Annotated in this window: 25 protein-coding genes and 1 pseudogene; 17 read left to right on the top strand and 9 right to left on the bottom strand. The window is 74.1% G+C overall.

Going from position 1 to position 25,112, the window contains the following annotated elements; all coding sequences use genetic code 11:
- The first annotated feature begins 29 nt into the window (after positions 1–29).
- Complete coding sequence (locus AB0M18_RS15590) at positions 30–1,079, top strand: NAD-dependent epimerase/dehydratase family protein (RefSeq protein WP_365758013.1); 1,050 nt, start codon at positions 30–32, stop codon at positions 1,077–1,079.
- A gap of 35 nt (positions 1,080–1,114) precedes the next feature.
- Here the strand turns inward: AB0M18_RS15590 and AB0M18_RS15585 are convergent, their stop codons facing one another.
- Positions 1,115–2,227, bottom strand: a complete 1,113-nt coding sequence (locus tag AB0M18_RS15585; RefSeq protein WP_365758011.1) for a HAMP domain-containing sensor histidine kinase — start codon at positions 2,225–2,227, stop codon at positions 1,115–1,117.
- Positions 2,224–3,009, bottom strand: coding sequence for a response regulator transcription factor (locus AB0M18_RS15580; protein WP_365758009.1), 786 nt, complete (start codon positions 3,007–3,009; stop codon positions 2,224–2,226). The genes AB0M18_RS15585 and AB0M18_RS15580 overlap by 4 nt, the downstream gene beginning before the upstream one ends.
- A 123-nt stretch (positions 3,010–3,132) precedes the next feature.
- Between AB0M18_RS15580 and AB0M18_RS15575 the strand changes: the two genes are divergently transcribed.
- Genes AB0M18_RS15575 through AB0M18_RS15565 form a run of 3 tightly spaced genes read left to right on the top strand, consistent with a single transcriptional unit; the run spans position 3,133 to position 5,185 of the window.
- Positions 3,133–3,873, top strand: coding sequence for a glycosyltransferase family 2 protein (locus AB0M18_RS15575; RefSeq protein ID WP_365758007.1), 741 nt, complete (start codon positions 3,133–3,135; stop codon positions 3,871–3,873).
- Positions 3,870–4,502, top strand: coding sequence for a DUF2064 domain-containing protein (locus AB0M18_RS15570; RefSeq protein ID WP_365758005.1), 633 nt, complete (start codon positions 3,870–3,872; stop codon positions 4,500–4,502). Before AB0M18_RS15575 ends, AB0M18_RS15570 begins: the two co-directional genes overlap by 4 nt.
- Complete coding sequence (locus AB0M18_RS15565; RefSeq protein ID WP_365758003.1) at positions 4,499–5,185, top strand: class I SAM-dependent methyltransferase; 687 nt, start codon at positions 4,499–4,501, stop codon at positions 5,183–5,185. The genes AB0M18_RS15570 and AB0M18_RS15565 overlap by 4 nt, the downstream gene beginning before the upstream one ends.
- Here the strand turns inward: AB0M18_RS15565 and AB0M18_RS15560 are convergent.
- A complete protein-coding gene (locus AB0M18_RS15560) occupies positions 5,158–5,604 on the bottom strand; it encodes a hypothetical protein (protein ID WP_365758001.1) in 447 nt (148 codons plus the stop codon). The genes AB0M18_RS15565 and AB0M18_RS15560 overlap by 28 nt on opposite strands.
- A gap of 2 nt (positions 5,605–5,606) precedes the next feature.
- Entirely contained in the window at positions 5,607–6,818 is a 1,212-nt protein-coding gene (locus AB0M18_RS15555) for a molybdopterin-dependent oxidoreductase (protein WP_365757999.1), read from the bottom strand.
- 113 nt (positions 6,819–6,931) lie between these two features.
- Here AB0M18_RS15555 and AB0M18_RS15550 point away from each other — a divergent pair, with 113 nt between their 5' ends.
- A complete protein-coding gene (locus AB0M18_RS15550) occupies positions 6,932–8,392 on the top strand; it encodes a glycosyltransferase 87 family protein (RefSeq protein ID WP_365757997.1) in 1,461 nt (486 codons plus the stop codon).
- On the opposite strand, the pseudogene AB0M18_RS15545 reads toward AB0M18_RS15550, so the two are convergent.
- Positions 8,329–9,246: pseudogene (locus AB0M18_RS15545) on the bottom strand (AraC family transcriptional regulator); the annotation flags it as partial. The gene AB0M18_RS15550 and the pseudogene AB0M18_RS15545 overlap by 64 nt on opposite strands.
- 270 nt (positions 9,247–9,516) lie before the next feature.
- Between AB0M18_RS15545 and AB0M18_RS15540 the strand changes: the two are divergent.
- The 6 genes from AB0M18_RS15540 (at position 9,517) to AB0M18_RS15515 (ending at position 16,696) form a co-directional block, all read left to right on the top strand.
- Positions 9,517–10,923, top strand: coding sequence for a DUF1254 domain-containing protein (locus tag AB0M18_RS15540; protein ID WP_365757995.1), 1,407 nt, complete (start codon positions 9,517–9,519; stop codon positions 10,921–10,923).
- Between the two features lie 45 nt (positions 10,924–10,968).
- Entirely contained in the window at positions 10,969–12,315 is a 1,347-nt protein-coding gene (locus AB0M18_RS15535) for an MFS transporter (protein WP_365757993.1), read from the top strand.
- A gap of 109 nt (positions 12,316–12,424) precedes the next feature.
- Positions 12,425–13,987, top strand: coding sequence for a long-chain fatty acid--CoA ligase (locus AB0M18_RS15530; protein ID WP_365757991.1), 1,563 nt, complete (start codon positions 12,425–12,427; stop codon positions 13,985–13,987).
- A gap of 62 nt (positions 13,988–14,049) precedes the next feature.
- Complete coding sequence (locus AB0M18_RS15525) at positions 14,050–14,937, top strand: M24 family metallopeptidase (RefSeq protein ID WP_365757989.1); 888 nt, start codon at positions 14,050–14,052, stop codon at positions 14,935–14,937.
- An 89-nt stretch (positions 14,938–15,026) separates the two neighbouring features.
- Positions 15,027–16,361 carry an ammonium transporter gene (locus tag AB0M18_RS15520; RefSeq protein ID WP_365757987.1) on the top strand — a complete coding sequence of 445 codons (1,335 nt, stop codon included), beginning with the start codon at positions 15,027–15,029 and terminating at the stop codon, positions 16,359–16,361.
- Positions 16,358–16,696: a P-II family nitrogen regulator gene (locus AB0M18_RS15515; protein ID WP_365757985.1), complete on the top strand. Its 339-nt coding sequence runs from the start codon at positions 16,358–16,360 to the stop codon at positions 16,694–16,696. The genes AB0M18_RS15520 and AB0M18_RS15515 overlap by 4 nt, the downstream gene beginning before the upstream one ends.
- Positions 16,697–16,848: 152 nt before the next feature.
- Here AB0M18_RS15515 and AB0M18_RS15510 read toward each other — a convergent pair whose 3' ends face one another.
- Positions 16,849–17,514 carry a Tat pathway signal sequence domain protein gene (locus AB0M18_RS15510; RefSeq protein ID WP_365757983.1) on the bottom strand — a complete coding sequence of 222 codons (666 nt, stop codon included), beginning with the start codon at positions 17,512–17,514 and terminating at the stop codon, positions 16,849–16,851.
- Positions 17,515–17,939: 425 nt separating this feature from the next.
- On the opposite strand from AB0M18_RS15510, the gene AB0M18_RS15505 reads away from it, so the two are divergent.
- The 3 genes from AB0M18_RS15505 to AB0M18_RS15495 all read left to right on the top strand — a co-directional run bounded on the left by AB0M18_RS15505 (position 17,940) and on the right by AB0M18_RS15495 (position 20,014).
- Positions 17,940–18,689 (top strand): TetR/AcrR family transcriptional regulator, encoded by a 750-nt coding sequence (locus AB0M18_RS15505; protein WP_365757981.1) that lies wholly within the window; start codon positions 17,940–17,942, stop codon positions 18,687–18,689.
- Positions 18,690–18,869: 180 nt separating this feature from the next.
- Complete coding sequence (locus AB0M18_RS15500; protein ID WP_365757979.1) at positions 18,870–19,529, top strand: DUF6230 family protein; 660 nt, start codon at positions 18,870–18,872, stop codon at positions 19,527–19,529.
- Positions 19,530–19,531: 2 nt separating this feature from the next.
- Complete coding sequence (locus tag AB0M18_RS15495; RefSeq protein ID WP_365757977.1) at positions 19,532–20,014, top strand: DUF6114 domain-containing protein; 483 nt, start codon at positions 19,532–19,534, stop codon at positions 20,012–20,014.
- 137 nt (positions 20,015–20,151) lie between these two features.
- On the opposite strand, the gene AB0M18_RS15490 is transcribed toward AB0M18_RS15495, so the two are convergent.
- Positions 20,152–20,505 (bottom strand): helix-turn-helix domain-containing protein, encoded by a 354-nt coding sequence (locus tag AB0M18_RS15490; protein WP_365757975.1) that lies wholly within the window; start codon positions 20,503–20,505, stop codon positions 20,152–20,154.
- A gap of 70 nt (positions 20,506–20,575) precedes the next feature.
- On the opposite strand from AB0M18_RS15490, the gene AB0M18_RS15485 reads away from it, so the two are divergent.
- Positions 20,576–21,481, top strand: coding sequence for an NAD(P)-binding domain-containing protein (locus AB0M18_RS15485; RefSeq protein WP_365757973.1), 906 nt, complete (start codon positions 20,576–20,578; stop codon positions 21,479–21,481).
- Positions 21,482–21,495: 14 nt separating this feature from the next.
- Here AB0M18_RS15485 and AB0M18_RS15480 read toward each other — a convergent pair whose 3' ends face one another.
- Both AB0M18_RS15480 and AB0M18_RS15475 read right to left on the bottom strand, forming a co-directional pair.
- Positions 21,496–22,665, bottom strand: coding sequence for an alpha-hydroxy-acid oxidizing protein (locus AB0M18_RS15480; RefSeq protein ID WP_365757971.1), 1,170 nt, complete (start codon positions 22,663–22,665; stop codon positions 21,496–21,498).
- A gap of 128 nt (positions 22,666–22,793) precedes the next feature.
- On the bottom strand, positions 22,794–23,375 hold the full coding sequence (locus AB0M18_RS15475; RefSeq protein WP_365757969.1) for a Type-2Aa cytolytic delta-endotoxin: 582 nt from the start codon (positions 23,373–23,375) through the stop codon (positions 22,794–22,796).
- A 338-nt stretch (positions 23,376–23,713) separates the two neighbouring features.
- On the opposite strand from AB0M18_RS15475, the gene AB0M18_RS15470 reads away from it, so the two are divergent.
- Positions 23,714–24,199 carry an NUDIX hydrolase gene (locus AB0M18_RS15470; protein WP_365757967.1) on the top strand — a complete coding sequence of 162 codons (486 nt, stop codon included), beginning with the start codon at positions 23,714–23,716 and terminating at the stop codon, positions 24,197–24,199.
- A 25-nt stretch (positions 24,200–24,224) separates the two neighbouring features.
- On the top strand, positions 24,225–25,091 hold the full coding sequence (locus AB0M18_RS15465; protein ID WP_365757965.1) for a DUF6585 family protein: 867 nt from the start codon (positions 24,225–24,227) through the stop codon (positions 25,089–25,091).
- Positions 25,092–25,112: the final 21 nt, after the last annotated feature.

The raw sequence follows: 25,112 nt of genomic DNA, 5'->3' as shown, positions 1-25,112 counted from the left end.
GGGGTCCCGGCCCTCTAGCGTGGGGCGGTATGCGGGTATTGGTCACCGGCGGAGCCGGATTCGTTGGCACCCAGATCGTCGACGCGCTGCTCGCGCGCGGCCATGACGTCGTCTCCTACGACGTCCTGCTGCCGTCCGCGCACTCCGGTCCGCCTCGCGTGGCGCGCCCCGGGGAGGAGCTGGTCATCGCGGACGTACGAGACGGCGCGGCCGTCGCGGAGGCCCTGCGGGGCGTGGACGCGGTGTGCCACCAGGCGGCGATGGTGGGCCTGGGCAAGGACTTCGCGGACGCGCCCGCGTACGTCGGCTGCAACGATCTGGGCACGGCGGTGCTGTTGGCCGCGATGGCCGGGGCCGGGGTACGGGAACTGGTCCTGGCCGGGTCGATGGTGGTCTACGGCGAGGGCCGCTACGAGTGCGGCCCGCACGGGGTCGTGCGGCCGGCCCCGCGTCAGGAGGCGGATCTGGCGGCGGGCCGGTTCGAGCCCGGCTGCCCGCTGTGCGGAGCCGCGCTCACGCCGGGGCTCGTGACCGAGGACGCGCCGGCGGACCCGCGCAACGTGTACGCGGCGACGAAGCTCACGCAGGAACACCTCGGCGCGGCCTGGGCCCGCGCGACCGGCGGCCGGGCGGTGTCGCTGCGCTACCACAACGTCTACGGCCCCGGCATGCCGCGGGACACGCCGTACGCCGGGGTGGCCTCGCTCTTCCGCTCCGCGCTCGCCCGCGGCGAGGCCCCCCGCGTCTTCGAGGACGGCGGTCAGCGACGGGACTTCGTCCACGTCCGGGACGTGGCCGAGGCGGCGGCGCTGGCCCTGGAGGCCGCGAACGGCCTGGGCGCGGGCTCGTTCACCGCGTACAACACCGGCAGCGGTGATCCCCGTACGGTCGGCGAGATGGCCGGCGCGCTCGCGCGCGCGTTCGGCGGGCCGCCGCCGGTGACCACGGGCGAGTACCGGCTGGGGGACGTACGGCACGTGACGGCGGACTCGTCCCGGCTGCGCCGTGACCTGGGCTGGCGGCCGCGGGTCGGATTCGAGGCCGGAATGAGGGAGTTCGCACGCGCCGAGTTGCGCTAGCGGCCCGGCGGTCCGCGCCGGGTCCTGCGCCGGGGTCAGTTCGACGCGGCCGGCAGGGTGACCTCGAAGCGGCAGCCGCCCGGGACGTTGTGGACCTCGGCGCGGCCGGCGTGGGCCTCGACGATGCCGCGGACGATGGCGAGGCCGAGCCCGGCGCCGGCCGGCGGGGTGCGGGCCTCGGTGCCGCGCCAGCCGGTGTCGAAGACGCGGGGCAGGTCCTCGTCGGCGATGCCGCCGCAGCCGTCGGTGACGGACAGGACGACGGCTCCGGCGCGTCGTTCGGCCGCCACCGCGACCGTGCCGTCGGCCGGTGTGTGGCGGATGGCGTTGACGAGCAGGTTCGCGAGGACCCGGGTCATCTCCTTGCCGTCCACCTCGACGGGGACCGCTTCGACCTCCTCCCCCACCAGGCGCACGCCGTGCTCGCGGGCGAGCGGGTCGGCGCCGCTCAGGGCGTCGCCCACCAGGTCGTACACGGACATGCGGCTCGGGCTGATGGCCAGCGCGCCGGCGTGGATGCGGGAGAGTTCGAAGAGGTCGGTGACCATGGTCGTCAGGCGCTCGACCTCGGTTCGGATCTGGCGGTGGTAGCGGGCGGGGTCGGCGGCCATGCCGTCCTCCAGGGCCTCCGCCATGGCGCGCAGCCCGGCCAGTGGGGTGCGCAGGTCGTGGGAGATCCAGGCGACGAGTTCTCTGCGGGAGGCCTCAAGGGACCGCTCACGGCGCCGGGAGGCGTCGAGTCTGTCGCTGGTGGCGGCCAGTTCCCGGGTGAGCGCGGCGAGTTCGGCGGTGGCGGCGCCGTCCGGTGCGGCGAAGCTGCCGCCGTCGCCGAAGTCGCGGGCGGCGCGGGCGAGGGCCCGGCTGCGGGCGACCACCCAGCGGCCCAGGAGCAGGGCGGTGCCGAGCGAGACGAGGGCCGCCATGGCCACGACGACGGTCACCACCCACAGGTCGTGCGCGGACAGGAACATCGCCTGGGCGACGGCGAGCGTCCCGGCGAGCATCGCGGTCACGGTGACGGCCGCGACCACGGTCAGGGAGACCGCGACCGAGCGCCGCCGGACGAGGCGGAGCACCAGCGCTCCGGCGAGGCCGGCGCACACGGCTCCCGCCAGTGCGAACCCCGCGATCAGCAGGACGTCCTTCACTCCGCTCCTCCACCCGTCGCGCCCGTCCCGTCCCGTTCGGGCTCGAAGCGGTAGCCGACTCCCCAGACCGTCCGGATGAGCCGGGGCCGCGCCGGGTCGTCCTCGATCTTGGCGCGCAGGCGCCGGACGTGGACGGTGACCGTGGACAGATCCCCGAAGTCCCAGCCCCACACCCGCCGCATCAGCTCCTCCCTGGTGTGCGCGGCGCCGGGGTGCTCCAGGAAGTACGCGAGGAGGTCGAACTCGCGGAGAGTGAGGGCGAGTTCGCCACCCGCCCGGGTGGCGCGGCGGGTGACCGGGTCGACGGCGAGACCGGCGGCGCGCAGGACCGGCCGGGGAGCCGCCGGTCCGGCGGCCGCACGGCTGCGGCGCAGGACGGACTCGACGCGCAGCACCAGCTCGCGCGGGCTGAACGGCTTGGTGACGTAGTCGTCCGCACCGACCTCCAGGCCGGTGATCCGGTCCTCCTCGTCGCCCCGCGCCGTCAGCATGATCACCGGTACGGGCCCGGTCTCGCGCAGTCTGCGGCACACCTCCAGGCCGTCGAGGCCCGGCAGCATGAGGTCGAGCAGAACGAGGTCCGGCCATCGCGCACCGGCGCGCAGCAGGGCGTCGGGGCCGTCGGCCGCGTGCTCCACGGCGAACCCGGACCGGTCGAGATAGCCGGTCACCACCTCGGCCACGGTCGGGTCGTCGTCCACGACCAGGATCCGGGCCGCGGGCCGGGAGGCGGGCGGGCCCGCGGGTCCGGAGGCGGTCCGGGAGGCGCTGTGCTCGTTCATGCCGCACAGCGTCGCATCCACCGCGCCGGGGGTCACCGCCACCCGGGCGTACGAAGGCCGACGTCCGCGTTTCGTAAGGACTTCCGGGCCCCCGATCCACCAGGTGCTTCCTACCGTGGAGCCGTGACCCTCCTGACCGCAGATGTCGTCCTTCCCTGTCTCGACGAGGCCGAGGCGCTGCCCTGGGTGCTCGCCCGGATCCCGGCCGGCTGGCGGGCGATCGTCGTCGACAACGGCTCCACCGACGGCTCCGCCGGCATCGCGGCCGGCCTCGGCGCCACCGTCGTGACCGAGCCGAGGCGCGGCTTCGGTGCCGCCTGCCACGCCGGACTGCTCGCCTGCGACGCCGAGTTCGTCTGCTTCTGCGACTGCGACGCCTCCCTCGACCCCGGTCTCCTGCCGGGCCTGGTCGGAGCGGTGGCCGACGGCTCCGCCGACCTCCTGCTCGGCCGCCGCCGCCCCGTCGCGCGCGGCGCCTGGCCGGTCCACGCCCGGGCGGGCAACCTGGCGCTGTCCTGGCTGCTGCGGCGCCGCACCGGGCTTCGGCTGCACGACCTGGGCCCGCTGCGGGCCGCCCGCCGCGAGGCGCTCCTCGGGCTCGGGCTCTCCGACCGGCGCAGCGGCTACCCGCTCCAGATGGTCGTCCGGGCGGCCGACGCGGGCTGGCGGGTGCGCGAGCTCGACGTGCCGTATCTCCCCCGGGCCGGACGGTCGAAGGTCACCGGCACCTGGCGGGGCACCTGGCAGGCGGTCCATGACATGCGCAAGGTGCTCGACGAGCCGACGCAGACGTCGACGCCAGCGTCGGCGCCGACGCAGACGCCGACGCCGACGCCGACGCCGACCACCGGAGTACGCCCGTGACCGTCCTCCTCGTCATCGCGAAGCAGCCCCGGCCGGGCCGGGTGAAGACCCGGCTCACTCCCCCGTTCGCCCCCGAGCAGGCCGCGGCGCTCGCCGAGGCGGCCCTCACCGACACGCTGACCGCCGCCGCCCGCGTTCCGGCGGAGCGGCACGTCCTCGTGCTCGACGGGGAGCCCGGCCCCTGGCTGCCACCGGGGTTCCATGTCGTTCCCCAGGCGGCGGGAGGGCTCGACGCGCGGCTCGCGGCCGCCTTCGCGGCCTGCGCCGGGCCGGCGCTGCTCATCGGCATGGACACCCCGCAGGTCACGCCCTCGCTGCTGGCTCCGGCCCTGCGCTGGGACGCGTACGACGCCTGGTTCGGTCCGGCCGCCGACGGCGGCTTCTGGGCCCTCGGCCTCGCCCGCCCCGACCCCGCCCTGCTGCTCGGTGTGCCCATGTCCCGGCCGGACACCGGCGCCGTCCAGTACGCGCGGCTGCGGACGGCCGGGCTGCGCGTCGGCCGGCTGCCCGTGCTGCGGGACGTGGACACCGCGTCGGACGCCCGGGAGGTGGCGGCCGCCGCACCCGCGACCCGCTTCGCCGCCCGGTACGCCGAGTTGACCGGCGCGACGGCGGGAGCGGGCCGTTGACCACGACCACCACCTCCGAGACCACCACCACGGCGTGGCGGGCCGATCCGTACACCGACGCCCTGCGCACCGGTCAGGGGCCCCTCTTCCTGCGCCGGCACGACGGCTGGCTGCTGCCCCTGGAGGTCGAGCGCTGGTGCGAGGCGCCCGACGCCGCCGACCGCTCCGTGCTCGACCGCTGCCGCGGCACCGTCCTCGACGTCGGCTGCGGGCCGGGACGGCTCGTCGCCGCGCTCGCCGCCGAAGGCCGGCGGGCCCTCGGTATCGACATCAGCCCGGCCGCGGTGGCCCGCACCGCACGAGTCGGCGCCACGGCCCTGTGCCGGTCGGTCTTCGAACCGCTGCCCGCCGAGGGACGCTGGGACACGGCGCTGCTGATCGACGGCAACACAGGCATCGGCGGCGACCCGGCCGCCCTCCTGCGCAGACTGCGCCAGGTCGTGTCGCCTTCCGGGCAGGTCGTCGCGGAGTGCGCGCCCTTCGATGTCGACGAGTGCTGCGAGGTGCGCGTCGACGACGGGCGGGGCGGCCGGGGTACGCCGTTCCCCTGGGCCCGGGTGGGCGCCCGCGCCCTGGCCGCGCACGCGCGGAGCTCGGGCTGGGCCGTCCACGAACAGTGGGCCGTGGCGGGGCGCCCCTTCCTGCGCCTCGCCCCTCAGTCGTCGGCGGCAGGACTCCGCTGAGCCCGCGCCCGCCCGCGTCGTACGCGATCCCGCCCCCGCCGTACGAGATACAGCGCCCCCGCCGAGGCGGCCACGCCCGCAAGCACGATCGCGAGATTCCGGCCGTACGGGAGGGGCAGCGCCGACGGGTTGGGCGGGGCTCCGGGTCGTACGAGCAGGGGCAGGGCGACCAGGACCACGCTGCCCGCCACGAGCAACGCCCCGCGCCACAGGCCCCGTTGACGCCGCCCCACGAGCAGCAGCCCCACGCCGAACACCAGCGGGGCGAGGACGCCGTCGTGCAGCACGAGCGCACCGGCCAGCCACACGAGCACCCCGAGCGGATCCGGCTCGGCCACCACCAGCCATGCCCCGAGGCCGATCAGGACGAGGCCGAGCCCGCCGACCGCGTATCGCAGCACCTGAGTCCCGCTCGTCACCCTCACCGCACCTCCAGCCGGTGCACCCACTTGGTCTGCAGGACTCCGGGCCGGCCGGGGGCGATGATCCGGGCCGGGAAGCCGTGGTCCAGCGAGAGCGGCTGCCCGTTCAGCGTCAGGGCGAGGAGGGTGAGCGGGTCGTCCGCGTACTCCGCGCCCATCTCCATCACCCGGTAGGCGCCGCTCACTTCGAGCGAGGTCACCCGCACCGCGTCCCGGCCCGGCCGCCCGCCGGCCCGCTCGACCAGGTCCCGTACCCGTACCCCGCCCCAGTCCGCGGCCACGCTCCAGCCCTCCACACAGGCGATCGGCAGCCGGGCCCCGGCTCGGGGCATCGCCCGCAGGGCGTCGAGCGTGAGGACGTACGGGCGGGGCCCGGCGACCTCGAGACGCCAGCCCGCCACGCCGCGCGCCGTCACACCGGCCGCGACGGCGGTCCGGTTCACCGGCAGCCCCTGCGGACCGTGGTCGGGGTGCCGGGGCGCGAGCAGGTCGAGCGCCTTCAGAGGGGTGAAGGACTGGCCGACGGTCGTCAGCGTGACCACGCCGACGGCCGCGCCCGTGGCGAGGAGCAGCGAGCGGCGGTCGACGGCGTCCTCGGCCGGCAGGGCGCGCGTCCCGGCCGAGCGCCGGCCCCAATGGTCCCTGATCTCGGGGGCCTTGACCGCGACGTGCAGCAGGATCGCGCCGGTGACCACCCAGGCGACGGCGAAGTGGACGGGGACGAAGGCGAAGGGCCACGGATACCACTCGACGATGTTGAGCAGCCCGGTGAGCAGTTCGAAGACCGCCGCGGCCACCAGAACCGCGACGGACAGGCGTTCGAGCGCGTGCCGCACGGACCGCACCGGCGGCCACACGAACAGCCGGGGATACACCGCCCACAGTTTGACGAGGAGCAGCACGATCGCCGCGAGTCCGGTGGCGACGTGCAGGCCCTGGGTGAGCGCGTAGCCCCACACCGGCCGGGCGGGCAGCCGGTCGGCGAGCCAGCTGGGCGGCTGCTGGAGGTAGTGGCTGACGAGGCCGGTCGCGAAGCAGATGGCGAAGGCCGCGCCGAGCCATCGCCCGACGGCCGTCGCCGTTCTGGCGTCGTGCAGGCGTCCGGTGAACGCGGGCGGCCGGACGGCCGGGATCCGGAAGGCGGGGCGCGGCAGGTGCGGCGGACGGGGCGGGCGAGGCGGGTGCGGCAGCCTGGGCTTGCGGAACGTCATGCCGTCCATGACACCGCCGCGAGTGGCCGCGCGGGGCGCCCGACACCTTACGAAACCCGAACGCCCCGCCGGGTCGCCTCCTCGTGCGCCGCCCGCGCTGCCAGTCTGCGCGCATGACCCGCGCCCGCCCTCTTCCGCTCCCCGTCGTCGTCACCGCGCTTCTGCTGTCGCTCCTGGCCGTCTCGCTGGTCCTTCTGCTCCGCGGGGGCGCCGGCGGGGCCGGTTTCCTGGCCGGGTACGCGGGCGCGTGGACGGTGTTCGGGGCGGCGGTGGTCGCCCTGCGCCGGGTCCACCGCCGGCACGTCGTCCCGCTCCTCCTCGCGGGGGCGGTCGCGGTGACGGCGACGGGCCTCGTGGCGGCGCCACGGACGAGCACGGACTCCTTCCGATACGCCTGGGACGGGCGGGTGCAGGCCGCCGGCGTCTCGCCGTACGACCACGCGCCCGCGGACCCGGCGCTCGCGGGGCTGCGTGACGACTGGCTCTTCCCCGGCCCCGAGGCCTGCGGGCGCGGCGGCGCCGACCTCGCGCCGCTCGACGCGGGCGGGTGCACGCGGATCAACCGGCCCGCCGTGCACACGATCTACCCGCCCGTGGCGGAGGGCTGGTTCCTCCTCGTCCACGGACTCTCACCGGAAGGCGCCCGCCACAAAGGGCTCCAGGCGGGCGCGGCGCTGCTCTCGCTGGCCGTCACCGGCCTCCTGATCGGCGTTCTGCGCCGGCGGGGCGACCCGCGCCGGGCCGCGCTGTGGGCGTGGTGCCCCGCGGTCCCCGTCGAGGCCGTGGACAACGCCCATGTCGACGTCCTCGCCGTGCTGCTCTCGGTGGGCGCGCTCGCTCTCGTGGCCCGGCGCCGTCACCTCGCGGGCGGGGCGCTGCTCGGTCTGGCGGTCGCCGCCAAGCTGCTGCCCGCCGTGCTGCTGCCGGGCGCCCTGTCCGGCGTGCGGCGGCCCCGTGCGGTCGTGGCCGTGACGCTGTCGGCCGCGGCCACGGTGGCGCTGGCATACCTGCCGTACGTGCTCCTGTCCGATGGTTCCGTCCTCGGCTATCTGGGCGGTTACGCGCGGGAGGAGGGCTACGACGACGCGGGCACGGGCGGGCGGTACGCGCTGCTGCGGCTCGTGCTGCCCGACGCGTGGGCGCTGCCGGCGGCGTTGCTGGGCATGGCGGCGGTGTCGGTGACGGTGTGGTGGCGCGGCGACCCCGAACGCCCGTGGCACGGCGCCCTGTCGACCGTGGGTACGGCGTTCCTCCTGCTGACGCCCGGCTACTCCTGGTACGCGCTGCTGCTCGTCGCCCTGGTCGCACTGGACGGGCGCTGGCAGTGGCTCGGCGTCGCCCTCGCCGGCGCGGTGGCGTATCTCGCGGGCCCGGTCACCGGCCCGGTGGGCGGCACCGTCGCGTACGGGGCGGCGGCGGCCGTGGCAGCGGCTCAGCCCCTGATCGCCTGGGTGCGCCAGGTGCTGGGGCTCGTGTCGAAGCGGGTGCGGAACCAGCGCGAGAAGGTGGCGAGGGAGGAGAAGCCGAGCAGGCCGGCGATCTCGGTGAGAGGGCGGCCGGAACCGCCCACATAGCGGCGCGCCAGACCCGTACGGACGGAGTCGACGATCGACGAGTAGCCTTCCCCGCTCTCCGCGAGGCGCCGCTGGAGGGTCCTCGGGTCGATGCCGAAGGTGCGGGCGACCTGTTCCAGGGAGCAGCGGCCGGTAGGGAGAAGCGCCTCGACGACCTCCCGGACGCGGTCGGTGAAGGCGCTGGCGGGCGAGGGAGCGATGTTCTCCAGGAACTGCCGGGCGTAGGGCCGCAGCCGGGGGTCGGCGAGGGTGTTGGGCGCTTCGAGGTCCGAGGGGTACAGGATGATGCCGGAGCGCGGCTGCCCGAAGGTGACGGTGGGGCCCAGGACTCGGTGGTGGGGACCGGGGTCGTCCGGGGCGGTGTGGCCGAGCGGGACGCCGACCGGCGTCCAGTCGGCGCCGATCAGTCGGCCGATGAGAGCGTGGCAGACCCCGACCAGCATGTCCGTCGCCTGGGGGCGGCTGTCGGGCGGTGAGTCGAGGGCCAGGTCCACCCAGATCCCGGCCAGACCGTTGCTGAGGGTGATCTCGGCTCGCAGGGCCTCGTTGTAGAGGTGGAGGTGCTGGATCAGCAGCTCCAGGGCGCTCCGTACGGAGGGCTCCTCTCGGGCGACGAGGCCGATGGGGCCGAGGTTCGAGAAGCGGGAGAGCTCGGCGAGCCGCAGGCCGAAGTCGGGGCAGCCGGTGGCGGCGGCGGTGTCCTCCAGGAGCCGGGCGACCGCGGCCACGGGCAGCCAGCGGTCGGCGGCGGCGAGCGCGGCCGGGTCCAGGCCGACGCCGCGCATCAGGGCCGACGGGTCGGCCCGCAGGGAGCGGGCGAGGTCGACGTAGTTGGCCAGTCCGGTGGTGCGCATCCGCAATTCCACGGTGGTCTCCCCGACTGATCTCCTGAGCTGGACGTGGTGTCGCGAAATGCTAAGTCATTCGCCGTCGAAGGCAAAGCACGTCGTCTTTCGGCCGGGTAGCGTCCGGATCCAAGCGCTCCGGCGTCCGAGCCGCAGTTCGATTCCCGGCCCTGCCGGCCGTGCCGTGTCGTGCCGTCCCCGCCCTGACCTGGACCGGCCCGGTCCGGCATCTGCGCATCAGCACAGCCACCGCCACCGCCACCGCCCCAAGGAGATCCCGTGACCACGACCGAGACCCAGACCGCCGGGGAGTCGGCCGCGCTGAGGGCGCCGGCCGCCGAGGCGTACGTCTTCGCCTATCCGCTGGTCACCATGGAGCTGACCAGACGCCAGATGACCACTACAGGCGCGGTCGTCCCCGGCAGTGCCGCGCCGAACACCTTCGCCCATCTGCCGGTCACCCCGGACGCCTCGTTCGAGGGCGTGGTCAGCCCGAACGCGGACACGCTGTACTCGCTGGCCTGGCTGGACCTGTCGGCCGGGCCGGTGCGGCTCTCCGTGCCCGAGACCCGCGGGCGGTACTTCCTGCTCCCGCTGTACGACGCCTGGACCAACGTCTTCGCCTGCCCCGGCTCCCGTACCACGGGCGGAGCCGCCGGCGAGTTCGCCCTGGTCGGCCCGGGCTGGGCGGGCGAGCTGCCGGACGGGGTGGAGCGGATCGACGCGCCCACCTCCATGGTCGCGATCATCGGCCGTACCCAGGTCAACGGTGCGTCGGACTGTCCGGCAGTGCACGCCGTCCAGGCCGGCTACCGGCTGACACCGCTCACCGGCACCGACACCGACACCCGCGCCGACTCCGCCTCGGCTTCGGCTTCGGCTTCGGCTTCGGCTTCGGCTTCGGCTTCGGCTTCGGCCATGGAGGCGGGCCCCGGCCCGGTGGACCTGGTGACCGCGCCGGTCGACCAGGTGGCCGCACTGGCTCCCGAGACGTTCTTCGCGATGGCCGCCCACCTCATGGCGGGCAATCCCGCGAAGGCCGACGACGCCCCCATGGTGGAGCGGATGGCACGGCTGGGCGTCGTCCCGGGCCGGCCGTTCGACTGGGACTCCCTGAGCCCCGAGGCCCGGCAGGCGATCGCCAAGGGCGCGGCCGAGGGCCTGGCCCGGGTGCAGGAGGCCGGCCGCAGGCCGCGGGCGCGGGTCGGCGACGGCTGGATGACCCCGGTCGAGATCGGCGCCTACGGGACGGACTACCTGCAGCGGGCCGCGGTCACGCTGATCGGCCTGGGCGCGAACCTCCCGCAGGACGCGGTCTACCCGGTGTGCCGGGTCGACGGCGACGGCGAGCCGCTGCACGGCCGCAACCGCTACCAGCTGCACTTCGCCGCCGACGGCCTTCCGCCGGTGAACGCCTTCTGGTCGCTGACGATGTACAACGACCGGCAGTTCTTCGTCGACAACCCGATCGACCGGTACGCCATCGGCGACCGCGACGCGCTGAAGTTCAACGCCGACGGCTCGCTGACGCTGCTGATCCAGCACGCGGCGCCCGCCGAGGGTCTGGACTCCAACTGGCTGCCCGCGCCGGAGGGTTCCTTCAACCTCATGCTGCGCCTGTTCTGGCCCCGGCCCGAGGTCCTGGACGGCACCTGGCACGCACCGGCCGTCCGCCGCGTCGGCTGACCCGCCCCCGCCCCGAGAAGAACACCCCCGCCCCGGAGGTCTCCCATGGACAGCCCCTCGCCCACCCCGGCGGTGCTCCCGGCGCCCGGCGCGCCCGGCTCGCCCGGTTCGCCGGGCTCGGAGCCGCCGGTCTCCCGGCGCTACGCCTGGACCGTGTTCGCGCTCGCCTTCGCGCTGATGCTCACGGACTTCGTCGACCGCCAGATCATCGTCGCCACCTTCCCCCTCCTCAAGGAGGAGTGGGGACTGTCGGACACCCGGCTCGGGGCCCTGGTCTCCGTCGTCTCCGTGACCGTGGCCCTCGGTGCGCTGCCCTTCGCGCTGGTGGCCGATCGCTGGAGCCGGGCGAAGTCCATCGCCGTGATGGGCACGGTCTGGAGCCTGGCCGCCATGGCCTGCGCCATGGTCGGCAACTACGCCCAGCTCCTGACGGCCCGGGCGGCCATCGGGCTCGGCGAGGCCGGCTACGGGCCGGCCGGCGGCGCCCTCATGGCCGGCCTGTTCCCGCAGCGACTGCGGGCGACGGTGGTCGGCGCGCTCCAGGCGGCCGGGCCGCTCGGTGTGGTCCTGGGCGTCCTCCTGGGCGGGCTGATGGTGCCCTCGCTCGGCTGGCGCATGACGCTCGCGGTGTTCGCCGCGCCCGGCCTGATCCTGGCTCTGCTGTTCCTGCGGGTACGCGAGGGGCGCACCCCGGGAGCGAGCCCGGCCGCCGCGGCCGGTGCACCGCCGGTCCGTACACGAGGCACCCTGGCCGGGCTCTTCCGCAGCCGGACCGCCGTCGCCTCGTACCTGGGTGGCGCCCTGCAGCTGGTGGTGCTCTCCACGCTCTACGCGTGGCTGCCCAGCTACCTCACCCGTACCCACGACTACACCAGTGCCAAGGCCGGCGCGGTGTCGGCTGCGGCGGTCGTCGCCGGCGCGGTCGGCACGGTCGTCCTGGGCTACGCGGCCGACCGGGCCGGGGCGGTCCGGGCCCGGCGCAAGCTGAGCCTGCCGGCGGGTCTCGCTCTGCTCGCGCTCGCCCTGCTGACCCCCGCCTTCGCCTGGGTACCGGCCGGCCCCGTGCAGCTGGTCCTGATCGTCGCCGGCGCCTTCGCGGTGACGGCGGCGGTGGGCCCGGTCCCCGCGTGCGTGATGGACGTGGTCGATCCGAAGGTCCGTGCCACCGCGCTCGGCATGGTCACGCTGATCCAGAACCTCTTCGGCCTTGCGGTGGGCCCGCTGCTCACCGGCTGGCTCTCCGACACCCTGGGCATCGCCGCCGCCCTCGCCCTGATGCCGCTGTTCTGCGCCGGTGCCGCCGCCTCGCTGTGGACCGCCTCGCGCAGCTACGAGCGGGAACTGCGTACGGACGCCGCCGGCGACGCCCCGCAGGCCGCCGCCGCCCTCTGATCCGCGGCCCCTCTGATCCCCCGGTCCTCTGATCCCCCGGTCCTCTGATCCCCGGCTCCGCTGACCCCCGTCCTCCTGCCCCCGCACCCTCGCACCGTACGGAGTTCCCATGCACAACCTCGCCGTCATGCTGGAGGACAGCGCCCGCGCCGTCCCCGACCGCACCGCCGTCGTCCTGGGCGAGCAGCGGCTCAGCTACGCCGAACTGGACACCGAGGCCCGCCGGGTGGCCGGCCTGCTGCGTGACCGTGGCATCCGGCCCGGCGACAAGGTCGCCCTGTCCTGCCCCAACCTGCCGTGGTTCCCGATCGTCTACTACGGGATCCTCAAGGCCGGCGCCGTGGTCGTCCCGCTCAACGTGCTGCTCAAGGGCCGCGAGATCGCCTACCACCTGGCCGACTCCGGGGCCAGGGCCTACTTCTGCTTCGAGGGCTCGTCCGAACTGCCCCTCGGGCAGGAGGGCTTCTCCGGCTTCGGGCAGACCCCGGGCTGCGAGCACTTCTTCCTGATGACGGCCGACGCCGCCACCACCGAGTCCCCCGTCCCGGGAGTCGAGTCGCTGGGCACGGCGCTCGCCGGACAGAGCGCCGACTTCGACACCGTGCCGACCGAGGCCGACGACACCGCCGTCATCCTCTACACCTCGGGCACCACCGGCCGCCCCAAGGGCGCCGAGCTCAGCCATGCCAACATGGCGTTCAACGCCCTGGCCTGCCACAAGCTCTTCGGCGAGGCCGAGCACGACGTCCACCTCGTCACCCTGCCGCTCTTCCACTCCTTCGGCCAGACCGTGCAGATGAACGCCGGACTGTCCGCCCGCGCCACCCTGGTCCTGCTGCCCCGCTTCCAGGCCTCCGACGCCCTCGCCCTCATGCGGCGCCACTCCGTCACGTTCTTCGCCGACGTGCCCACCATGTACTGGGCGCTGCTCGGCGAGGACACCGCCGGCGCCGGCGTGGAGCCGATCGCCGCGCATCTGCGCACGGCCGTCTCCGGCGGCGCCGCCCTGCCGGTGGAGATCCACCGCCGCTTCGGCGAGCGGTTCGGCGTGACCGTCCGGGAGGGGTACGGCCTGTCGGAGACCAGCCCGGTCGCCACCTTCTCGCCCCGCGGCGAGGACGTCCGGCCCGGCTCCATCGGGCGGCCGATCTGGGGTGTCGAAGTGGCCCTGATCGCCGAGGACTGGTCCACCGTCGAGGGCCCCGACGCCGTGGGCGAGATCGCCGTGCGCGGCCACAACGTCATGAAGGGGTACCACGGCCGCCCCGACGCGACCGCCGAGGTGATCCGCGACGGCTGGTTCCGCACCGGCGACCTGGCCCGCCGGGACACCGACGGCTGGTACTACATCGTCGACCGCGCCAAGGACCTGATCATCCGCGGCGGGTTCAACGTCTACCCGCGGGAGATCGAAGAGGTCCTGCACACCCACCCCGCGGTGAGCATGGCCGCGGTCATCGGCGTCCCCCACGAGCGGCACGGCGAGGAGGTCAAGGCCTGCGTCGTACGCGCGCCGGGTGCGGCGCTCACCGAGGACGAGCTCGTCGCCTGGTGCAGGGAGACCATGGCGAGCTACAAGTACCCGCGCCTGGTGGAGTTCCGCGACGCGCTGCCCACCAACGCCACCGGCAAGATCCTCAAGCGCGCGCTCCGCGACGCCCCCGCCTCGTAGCGACCGCCGCACTCCCCCGCACGCCCCACTCACCCGTCACTCCTCCGAGAGGCTCCCCTCCCATGGCCAAGGAACACTTCACCCCGCAGGAACTCGCCGACTTCAAGGCGGCCCAACGACTCGCCTACGAGGCGGTGGCGGCCGTCGAGGCGCAGCTGTACGAGGGGATCACCGAGAAGCAGGCCGCGCGGGCCGTCGAGGACTGGCTCCGGGACCACGGAGTGAACCGCTTCTTCCACTACGGCTTCGCGTGGTTCGGGGAGCGGACCAGGTTCCGGGACTTCACCAAGCCCAAGGGCGGCGCGCTGGCCAGCCTGCTCAACCCGAAGATGGCCCACTTCGGCAAGCAGTTCCAGCCGACCGACCGCCCGCTGCGGCACGGCGAGGCCGTCATCCTCGACGTCGGTCCGGTGGTCGGCGACATCGCCTGCGACATGGGCTACTCGTGCACGCTGGGCGGCGACGACAGCGAGGAGTTCCACGAGGCGCGGATGGCGCTCGAGCCGTACCGCGCCCTGATCCTGGACCTGGTCAGGGGCGGTGCCACCCAGGCCCGGATCTACCGGGAGGTCGACGGACTGATCGCCGACCAGGGCTTCGAGAACATCCACAGCTACTACCCCGGCTCGGTCATCGCGCACCGGGTCGGCAAAGTGCCCGGCACCCGCCTGCCCACCTTCCGGATCAACGGCTTCAGCCCGCAGGCCCTCGCCTACCTGAGCGGCCACCTCCTCTCCTCCGCGATCCGTCCGGGCCTGAACCGGACGCCGCTGTGGAACGAGGGCGCCGACCAGCCGTGCGAGCCCGGTCTGTGGGCCGTCGAGCCGCACATCGGAAAGGGCGAGATCGGGGTGAAGTGGGAGGAGTTGCTCGTGGTCACCGAGGACGACGCCTACTGGCTGGACGACGACCTGCCGCACACGCGGTACTGGGAGCAGCACCGCGGCTGATCGCGAAACACGGCGGAAACGTCGGCGTAGGCATCGCGAAACGCGCGGCCGTGAGGCTCTCCCCCGACCCCCGTAGGAGGAGACCGTTGATGCCCCTCGCCGCCGCACCCCGGCTCGACACCGGCGACACCGCCTGGCTGCTCGCCGCCACCGCGCTCGTACTGCTGATGACACCGGGCCTGGCCCTGTTCTACGCGGGCATGGTCCGCACGAAGAGCGTCCTCAACATGCTGATGATGAGCTTCGTGTCCATCGCCCTGGTCACGGTGGTCTGGCTGGTCGCGGGCTACTCGCTCGCGTTCGGCGACGACGCCTTCGCCGGCCTCATCGGCGGCCTGGGCCACCTCGGTCTTGCGGGCATCGGTCCGGACACCCTCACCGGCACGGTTCCCACCCTGCTCTTCAGCACCTTCCAGCTGACCTTCGCCATCATCACGGCGGCGCTGATCAGCGGCGCGGTCGCGGACCGCACCAGGTTCGCGGGCTGGCTGGTCTTCGTACCGGTGTGGACGCTGCTCGTATACGTTCCCGTGGCGCACTGGGTGTGGGGTCCCGGCGGCTGGATCACGCAGTCGCTGGGCGCCCTCGACTTCGCGGGCGGACTCGTCGTCGAGATCGCGTCGGGCGCGTCGGGGCTCGCGCTGTGCCTGGTGCTCGGCCCGCGCATCGGCTTCAAGAAGGACGCGATGCGGCCGCACAACCTGCCGATGGTGCTGCTCGGCGCGGGTCTGCTGTGGTTCGGCTGGCTCGGTTTCAACGGCGGCTCGGCGCTCGGGGCGAACGGTCTGGCTGCCGCGTCCCTCCTCAACACCCTGGTCGCCGGGTGCACCGGCCTGCTCGGCTGGCTCTTCGTCGAGCAGCGGCGCGACGGGCACCCGACCACGTTCGGCGCGGCGTCCGGCGCGGTCGCCGGGCTCGTGGCGATCACTCCGGCCTGCGGGGTCGTCGCGATGCCCGGCGCGGCCGCGGTCGGTCTGGCCGCGGGGGTCGTCTGCTCGTACGCGGTCGCCTGGAAGTTCCGCTTCGGCTACGACGACTCGCTCGACGTCGTGGGCGTGCACTTCGCCGGCGGTGTCGTCGGCACGCTGCTGATCGGCCTGTTCGCGACCTCGGTGATGACCGGCGGCACGGAGGGCCTGTTCTACGGCGGCGGGCTCGGCCTGCTCGGCCGGCAGGCGCTCGCGGTGGCGGCCGTGGCGGCGTACACCTTCCTCGTCACGTACGGGATCGGCAAGGCCCTCGACCGGGTGATGGGGCTGCGGGCCTCCGCCGAGGAGGAGCTGACGGGACTCGACCAGACGGTGCACGCGGAGACCGCCTACGATCACGGCGTGCTCGGCCACGGCGGCGCGCCGCTGCACGCCGCGTCCCCCGTCACCTCGCCCGTCGCCTCGCCCGTCAAGGACAGGAAGCCCTCCGCATGAAGCTGATCACCGCGATCATCAAGCCGTTCCGCCTCGACGAGGTGAAGACCGCCCTCCAGGAGCTCGGCATCAACGGGCTCACGGTCACCGAGGCCAGTGGTTACGGGCGCCAGCGCGGCCACACCGAGGTGTACCGGGGCGCCGAGTACCGGGTGGACCTGGTCCCGAAGGCCCGTATCGAGGTCGTCGTCGAGGACGCCGACGCGGAGCCCGTCATCGACGCCATCGTCCGCGCCGCCCACACGGGCAAGATCGGCGACGGCAAGGTGTGGGCGGTCCCGGTGGAGACGGTGGTCCGTGTGCGCACGGGTCAGCGGGGTCCGGACGCGCTCTGACGCTCGTCGACGGGCGTGGTGACGGTGATCTCACGCCTGAGGATCTTGCCGGTCGGCCCCTTGGGGAGCTCGTCGACGCGGGTGCCCGACCTGCTGGGCGGCCCCGGAGCCCGCGGGCTCCGGGGCCGCCCCGTGCCGTACGGGTCAGGCGGTCAGTTCACGAACACGGCCGGGCTGCCCGCCTGGCTGGTGTCGAGGACCGGGCCGTACTTGGCGCTGAAGTAGCCGCTGCCCGGACAGGTGCCCGGGCCGCTGTACTTGGTGAAGAGCTGGTTGCTGAAGGTGAGCGAGTTGTCGGCGTTGTTGGGGGTGGCGGTGAGGCTGCCGGCCCGGTAGACGCAGGTCGAGGTGCCGAGGATCGTGCTGACCTTGAGGGTGGTCTGGATCGGGCCGGCGGCGCCGGCCGTGACGGTGAGGGTGCCGCCGGAGCTGACCGCCGCGTTGAACGGCAGGTTGTTGACGGTGATGCTCTGCACACCGGTGGCGCCGATGATGTTGGTGGTGCAGTTGCTCAGGGTGTGAGCGGTGACGGACTCGGTGGCGGTGCCGGGCGCGGCGGGGTTGGCGGTGGCCGTGGCGGTGAAGGCCGAGGTGTTGCAGGTGATGCCGGTGCTGCCGCCCGAGGTGGTGGCGATCCGCGCCTGGGTACCGGTGGCGAGGGAGGCCGACAGGACGTCGCCGACGGCCACGGCGGGGCCGCCGGAGCTTCCGGTGGTGAGGACCTCGCCGGCCGCGGCGGTCGCGGAGGCGGAGGCCGTGACCGCGAGAACGGCGGCGACGGCGGCACCTAAGGCAGCGGAGAGAGCACGCTTGTCCATGGGGGTTCCTTTCGCACGAAGGCGGAGGGTGAGAGAGAACTCGGCGGATTGCGTGTGGCTGCGCGGGCCCGTGCGTACGGGGGACGTACGCACAGGGGGAGGTACGGAGGGGCGCGCCGCGCGGGGGATCACGTCACGCGCACGTGCCCGGCCATGACGGGGCGTCGATGCGGGTGACATGGTGACGCGGGGGCGCCGTGCGGCGACGGCCACCGCCGGAGCGATCCGGCGCCACGGATCTCCGACAGCGGTGTCGCGATACGGGGTGGAGCGTAATACTCGGTGTGCGGTGCGCGGCGGCGGCGCATCCCGTCCCACGGGGGTGCGGCTCCACCGGTGTTCGCCCGGAGCACCGAGAGGAAAACCCACGAGGGTTGTAATCCTGCCGGGTATGTGACGTCAACAACCACCGAAGGATGTGGCCGATGACGAGCGTTCGGGGCGCCGAGGAGGAACTGGTCCTGCCGGGGGCCCGCACGGGCCGCGAGCCCGAGCGCTCGCTGCGCCCCGGGCCGCGCCGGCTGACGCCCGAGGAGGTCGCCTCGCGGCAGCGGGAGCGGCTGCTCGACGGGGTGGCGCGCACGGTCGCGGCCAACGGCTACACGGGCGCGCGGATCAGCGACATCTGCCGGGCCGCCGGAGTGACCCGTCCGGTCTTCTACGAGCTGTTCTCCGGCAAGGAGGACGCGGTGCTCGCGGCCTTCCGGGGCGGCACCGAGACGGTGCTGCGGGCCATGCAGCGGGCGTACGAGGAGACCGGCGGCGCGGTCGACTGGCCGGCGGCGGTACGGGGCGGCCTCGGGGTGCTGCTCGGCCTGCTGGCACGCAATCCGGCCTTCGCCACGATGGTGGCCGAGATCGAGTCGGTGGGCCCGGCGGGGCGCCGGGCACGCGCCGAACTTCTGGCCAGTTTTCGACTGTTCTTCTCGGATGCCCCGGCGGGTCCGCCGGGGGTGCCGCGGGACGAGCTGGTGGACACGGTGGTGGGCGCGGTGCACGCCGCGCTGCTGCGGGCGGTGGACGAGGGGCGTTTCGGGGAGGGCGCGGAAACGCCGCGGGGCGAGGGGGCCACCGGCCCGGGCGAGGGGGTCGGGGCGCTCCTGGACGTGCTCGTGCACGTGGTCGTGGCACCCTTCGGATGGCCCGGCGGCGCGGTACCCAGAATCCCTGAGTGATCGTCAACAGGCATTTGTTACCGAGTAGTTGACGCGCCTTATAACGGCGCGTACGGTCCGTTTCGGTTCCCTGCGGCACCGCCGCCTCCGCACGATCCCGGGAAGACCCAGGTGGATGGGGAACCGTCCGCGCCAGGACGTCGCCGCGCTCCGTTTCCTCATCCATGTCAGGAGCAACGCATGGCCCTGTCCGAAGGCACCACCGACCCCGACGCGACGCCCGCCCGCGCCACCGCCGCGACCGACAGACGCGGCGGGGTGCGCTACCGCCGCGCCGCCCTGATGGGCGTCCCCGCCCTCCTTGCCGCGTCGGCCCTGGTGGTGCTCACCGCCCAGGGCGCGCTCGCCGCCCAGTTCGCCATCTCCGGCATGCCGTTCGTGGTCTCCGCGGACTCCCTGGAGGGCACCGGCTTCGGGCAGTTCGGCGCGCTCGACAACATGCCCGAGGGGAGTCCCAACGCGGGCGACACCGGCGGCCAGGTGCTCGTCATCGTGACCGCGATCCGCGAGGCGAAGCTCACCAACCTGTGCCAGAGCGTCGAACTCGGCGGCACCTACCTGCACATCACCGCCGGCGACAAGGGCACCCCGGTCAAGGCCTCCGGGCTCACCACCGACTCGACCGACATCACCGGAAAGATCGCCGACTTCGACAACATCGAGATCGGCGGGGACGCCAGCACCTTCGAGAAGCCGCCGGTCAAGGGCCCGCTGGGCTCCTTCGGCCAGCAGGCGGACACGGTGCGGCTGAATGATCTGCGGCAGACCAACTACGCCACCACCGCCGTCCGCTTCACCCTGCCCGACCTGCACATGAACTTCAGCTCGGAGGGCTGCTGACCATGGCACCGGGCACGGACGAGGTCGTCGCGGAGGCCCCCGGGCCCCCGAGCGGCGAGCCGGCCGGCAGGCGCCGCCGGCATCCCTGGCGGGCCTTCCGGCGCTGGCGGCACCGGCGGCCCTTCGGGGCGGGCCTCGCCCTGGCGCTCGGCGGCGCGGAGATCCTGTTGACCCAGCGGGCCAGCATCTCGGTGGTCCTCGCCGCCGGCGCCGACAGCCTGGCGGGCTATGTGCTGCCGATCGTGATGACGGTCTGCGGGCTGCTCATCGTGTTCAACCCCCGCCAGCGCCTGTTCTATTCGGTGATCGGCGTGCTCGCCTCGCTCGCCAGCTGGGTCACGTCCAACCTGGGCGGCTTCTTCGTCGGCATGCTCCTCGGTCTCGTCGGCAGCTCGCTGGCCTTCGGCTGGCTGCCGGACCGGCCCCGGCGCCGCCGGTGGCTGCGCCGGAGCCGTGCGCGTACGGCCGCGGAGCAGGCGGGGTAGCGCGGTATCGGGGTCCGGGCGGCAGGTACCCACAAATAAGTGGGTACTTGTCGCCCCACCGCCCCCGGGAGAGGCTGGTCTCGACCGAGGGAACGGACCGGAAGGAAGAGCGAAGGAACCCTGCGACACCAGAAACCTCAGGACGGTACGACGCGCTCCGCGACCAGCCGGTCGAGCCGCCGGTGGCCCCACGCGGCGACCGGGGCCAGCGCCTCGGAGAGCTCGCGGCCCTCGCCGGTGAGCGAGTAGACGGTCTTCGGCGGCTTCACGTCGTGCACCTCGCGGTGCACCAGACCGTCCGACTCCATCTCGCGCAGCGCCTGGGTCAGCACCTTCTCGCTGATGTCCGGGATCTTCCGGCGCAGTTCGCCGGGCCGGTGCGGGCCGGCTTCCAGGAGCCACAGCAGCAGGGTCTTCCACTTGCCGTCGATCACCGCGACGGCCGCGGTCACTCCGCACACGTCGGTGTCCTCGGCCCGCTGACGCGTCATCCGTTCCGTCCTTCGCTCTCCTCGGCCATGCCCTCTGCCCAGCCTTTCCTCATGACAAGGAAGTTCCGCCATGTCTTCTTCCCCGCTGCCCGCAGCCCCCTCCGCCGACCGCGCCGTCACCGTGCTCGGGCTCGGCCCGATGGGCCGGGCGCTCGCCGGCGCGTTCGTCGCCGCCGGAGTGCGTACGACCGTGTGGAACCGTACGCCGGGCCGGGACCGCGAGTTGCTCGAACGGGGCGCGACCGGGGCCGCGAGCGCCGCCGAGGCGGTCGCCGCGAGCCCGCTGACCGTGGTCTGCCTGGTCAACTACGACGCCACCGACGCCGTACTGCGCCAGGACGCCGTCACGGCGGCGCTCAAGGGGCGGACCCTGGTCAATCTGAGCGCCGACGTCCCCGACCGGGCCCGGGACACCGGGCGGTGGGCCGGCGAGCACGGCATCGCCTATCTCGACGGCGCCATCATGACCCCGACCCCCACCATCGGCACCCCGCACGCGGTGTTCCTGCACGCCGGCCCCGAGGAGCTGTACCACGCGCACCGCCCGGTGCTCGACCTCCTCGGCGGCACCCACAGCCACCTCGGCGAGGACATCGGCCGGGCCGCCGCGTACGACATCGCGCTGCTCGACATCTTCTGGACGTCGATGGCCGGCTATGTGCACGCCCTCGCGGTGGCGGGCGCGGAGGGCATCGCACCGCGCGAACTGGCCCCGTACGCCCAGGGCATCGGCGCGATCCTGCCGCCGCTGTTCGAGGAGTTGGCCGGGGACGTGCAGGACGGCGGGTTCTCCGGCGAGGGCAATCCGCTGACCTCTGCGGTGTCCACGATGGCGCACATCGTGCACGCCTCCGACGCGCACGGCATCGACGCGGGCGTGATGCGGGCGGCCGAGGGCCTGGCCCGCCGCACGGTCGCCCTCGGCCACGGCGCGGACGGCTTCTCGCGGATCGCCGAGGTCCTCGGCCGGCGCTGAGCCGCCCCGTATCGCTACGGGAGTCGCCGCAGGGCGCCCTCCGCGCGCAGGTCGGCGAGGGTCGGGTAGCCGTCCACGGCCATGATCAGGTCGGCCTCGGCGAGCAGTGAGCGCAGGACGTGGACGATGCCGTCGGTGCCGTCGAGGGCGAGCCCGTAGGCGTACGGCCGGCCGACGGCCACGGCCGTGGCGCCGAGGGCCAGCGCCTTGACGACGTCGGCGCCGCTGCGGACGCCCGAGTCGAAGAGCACGGGCAGTCCGTCGGCGCCGGCGACCACGTCGGGCAGCGCGTCGAGGGCGGGCAGACCGCCGTCGGCCTGACGGCCGCCGTGGTTGGAGCAGTAGATCCCGTCGACGCCGCCGTCCCGGGCGCGGCGCACGTCCTCGGGGTGGCAGATGCCCTTGAGGACGATCGGCAGGCTGGTGAGCGAGCGCAGCCAGGGCAGATCGTCCCAGGTCAGCGGGTTGCCGAAGATCCCGGTCCACTCCAGGACGGCGGCCTGCGGATCCTCCTCGGGCGCTTTGGCGAGCCGGGCCCGGAAGACCGGGTCGGAGGTGTAGTTGGCGAGGCAGTGGCCGCGCAGCTGGGGGAAGTTGCCGGTGGCGAGGTCGCGGGGGCGCCAGCCGGTGACCCAGGTGTCGAGGGTGACGACGATGCCGCGGTAGCCCGCCTCCTCGGCGCGCCGCACCAGGCTCTCGGCGAGGGCACGGTCGGTCGGGGTGTAGAGCTGGAAGAGACCGGGCGTGTCGCCGAGGGACTCGGCGACCTCCTCCAGGGGGTCGACGGTCAGGGTGGAGGCGATCATGGGTACGCCGGTACGGGCGGCGGCGCGCGCGGTGGCGAGGTCGCCGTGGCCGTCCTGGGCGCACAGGCCGATGACGCCGACCGGGGCCATGAGCAGCGGGGTGGGCAGCCGCATTCCGAACAGGTCGACGGTGAGGTCGCGTTGAGCGGCGCCGACCATCATCCGGGGCACCAGGCCCCACCGGTGGAAGGCCTCGGCGTTGGCGCGCTGGGTGCGTTCGTCGCCCGCGCCGCCGGCGACGTAGGACCAGAGGGAGGGCGGGAGGGCGGCCTGGGCGCGCCGTTCGAGTCCGGCGAAGTCCATGGGGAGCTTCGGCAGGGTGCCGAACAGGCCGTTGAGATAGATCTCGTTCTGGTAGTCGCCGAACCGCTGGTTCATCGTGCCCTTCGCCCTTCGTCCGCCGGCCGGTTCCCCCTGAGGCACGGACGCTACCGTCCGGTACGGCGGTTGGCCATGGCCCGGGACGGCGGGCCGCGACCTGTCGCGTAGGTACGGACTCCGCGCGGTCAGGCGGAGGTGAGGGCGAGGTCCTGGCGGACGACGATGGCGTTGAGCCGGAGCGCGAAGGGGACGGTGTCGGTCATGGCGAGCGCGCCGGCCCGGGCCTTGTCGAGGCCGACGGTGACGTCGACGCAGAAGGCGATGGCGTAGAGGTGGGCGCCGGTCTCCGCGTCCTGGAGGGCGAAGAACAGGTCGCGGTAGTAGCAGGTGCGGTCGGCGCCCTCCTCGTAGTAGGTGAGGCCGGGCCGGCCCTCCTGGCCGGCGAGGCCGGTGAACGCGGACACCAGTTCGCGTTCGACGGTGTCCCAGAACCCGGCCTCCGCCGCCTCGGGCGGCAGGGCCTGGCGGACGGCCTCCTTGAGCGAGAGCACCATCACCAGGACGGGCGCCTCCTCCTGGAGGCCCCAGCCGCGGACCATCCGGACGACGGTGCTGTCGGGAAGGGCCGCGGCGGCGGTGTGGATGTGCTCGAAGTCGAAGTTGACGGTGGCGGGGGCGATCGCGTCCTGGAAGGCGCGGGCCAGGCCCTCGGCCTGGGCGAGGTGGGCGGGACCCACCTCGATGACGGTCTTGAAGCTCGCGGCCAAGACTCCTCCTTAAACAATCTGTTGATCAAGGCGGCGTCAGTATGCCGCAGGGTCGGCCGATCGGTTGACCCGGGTGGGGCGGGAGCGGACGGAGCATGGGTGGCGGAGGCGGACCGTCCACCCGTCCGCCCGTCCGCCCGACCCCCGTGTCCCTGGGAGCCCGCCGAGAGCCGTCCCGCGGGCACCACGCCTCCCGCGACAAAGGCCCCCGCCACGGACGGCACCCCGCCCGGCACCGGCGAGTACCGGGGCGGCGGCATGGGCATCGCGGTCCTGTGACCGTCGGCGGCGTGGTGTTGGGTGGGGGCGTACGTGTACGTCCCCGGCCGAGGAGTCCGATGAGCATCGCCGACCGCAACGCCACACCGCCGCCCGCCCACGCCTCGCTCGGCGCGGGCGTCGTCGTGACCGACCCGGCGGGACGGGTGCTGCTCGGGCTGCACCACTCCGGGGTGTGGGAGCTGCCCGGCGGGAAGGTGGAGCCGGGCGAGTCCCTGGAGGCCGCGGCGGTCCGCGAACTCGCCGAGGAGACCGGCCTGGTCGCCGACCCCGCCGACGTCTCCGTCCTCGGCCTGATCCTCGACACCGCGAGCTCCGCCGCCCTCACCCGCGTGACGGCGGCGACCGCGGTCCGCACCCACACCGGCACCCCGACGGTCACCGAACCGGACAAGATCGCCCGCTGGTCCTGGTTCCCCCCGACCGCCCTCCCGACCCCGCTCTTCCACCCCTCCGCCCAGACCCTCGCCTTCGCCTACCCCGAAGTCCCGCTCACGGAGGGCCCGTTCCACCGCTACCCGATGGCACCGGCCGCCGGGCGGTGACATCATGCCGTCGGGGGGATGCGCGATGGAGCGGATCGACCGGGTGACGGTGCCACCGCCGGACGAGGCGGCGACGCGGGCTGCGCGCGAGGCGGGACTCGGGGTGTATCTACGGGGCTTCCGGGCGCGGCACGGGGACGGCGCGCGGGCGTTACGGGTGCGGGGGCGGCGCTCCGTGCCGCTGCTGCTGCTCGCGATGGCGGGCCTTTCGCTGCCCGCCCTGGCCACGCGATGGGCGGGGCCCGGGCTCGGGATCCCGCTGCTGCTCGTCCCGTTCGGGGCGCTCGGCTGGTTCCTGTGGCGCTCCTTCCGCCCGCCGGCGCCGCCGCCGCTCCGCCCCGGCGAGTACGTGTACCTGTACGAGCGGGGTCTGGTGTGTCCGGGCGAGTCGGGTACGGCGCGGGCGGTGCCCTGGCGGTCCGTCACGGCGATGCACCAGGACGTCACCCGGACCTATGTGAACGGCGGCTACACCGGCACCCACTACGCCTACCGGCTGCTGACCGACGGGCCCGCGGGGGTCACGGTCGGCGGGTTCCTCAACGAGGAGGTCGTGCCACGGCCGGCGGACTCGCAGATCCGCGAGCTGGCCCAGATCGTCCTGGACGAGACGGTGCGCCGCGCGCTGCAGCCGGCGGTGACCGCCCTGGAGGCGGGCGAGCGGGTCGCGTTCGGCGAGGTCGCCCTCGCCGGCGAGGGCATCGCGCTGCCGTCGGGGACGGCGCCGTGGGAGCGGGTGCGGGGCTGTGAGTGGCGCGGGGACGGGCTCGTGGTGGTGCGCACGGCGGGGGCGGGCCGCTGGGCGCGGGAGGCCAAGGACATCCCGGACTTCCCGGTGTTCTGGACGCTGGTGAAGGAACTGTTCCCGCAGGCACGGGAGTTCCGCCGCTGACCGTTCACCCGAACGAGTGTC

This window comes from Streptomyces sp. NPDC051909 (genome assembly GCF_040681095.1).
In the GTDB taxonomy this organism is placed as follows: Bacteria; Actinomycetota; Actinomycetes; order Streptomycetales; family Streptomycetaceae; genus Streptomyces.
The sequence above is the reverse complement of the archived record's forward strand: the minus strand, read 5'-3'. Positions and strand labels throughout refer to the sequence as shown.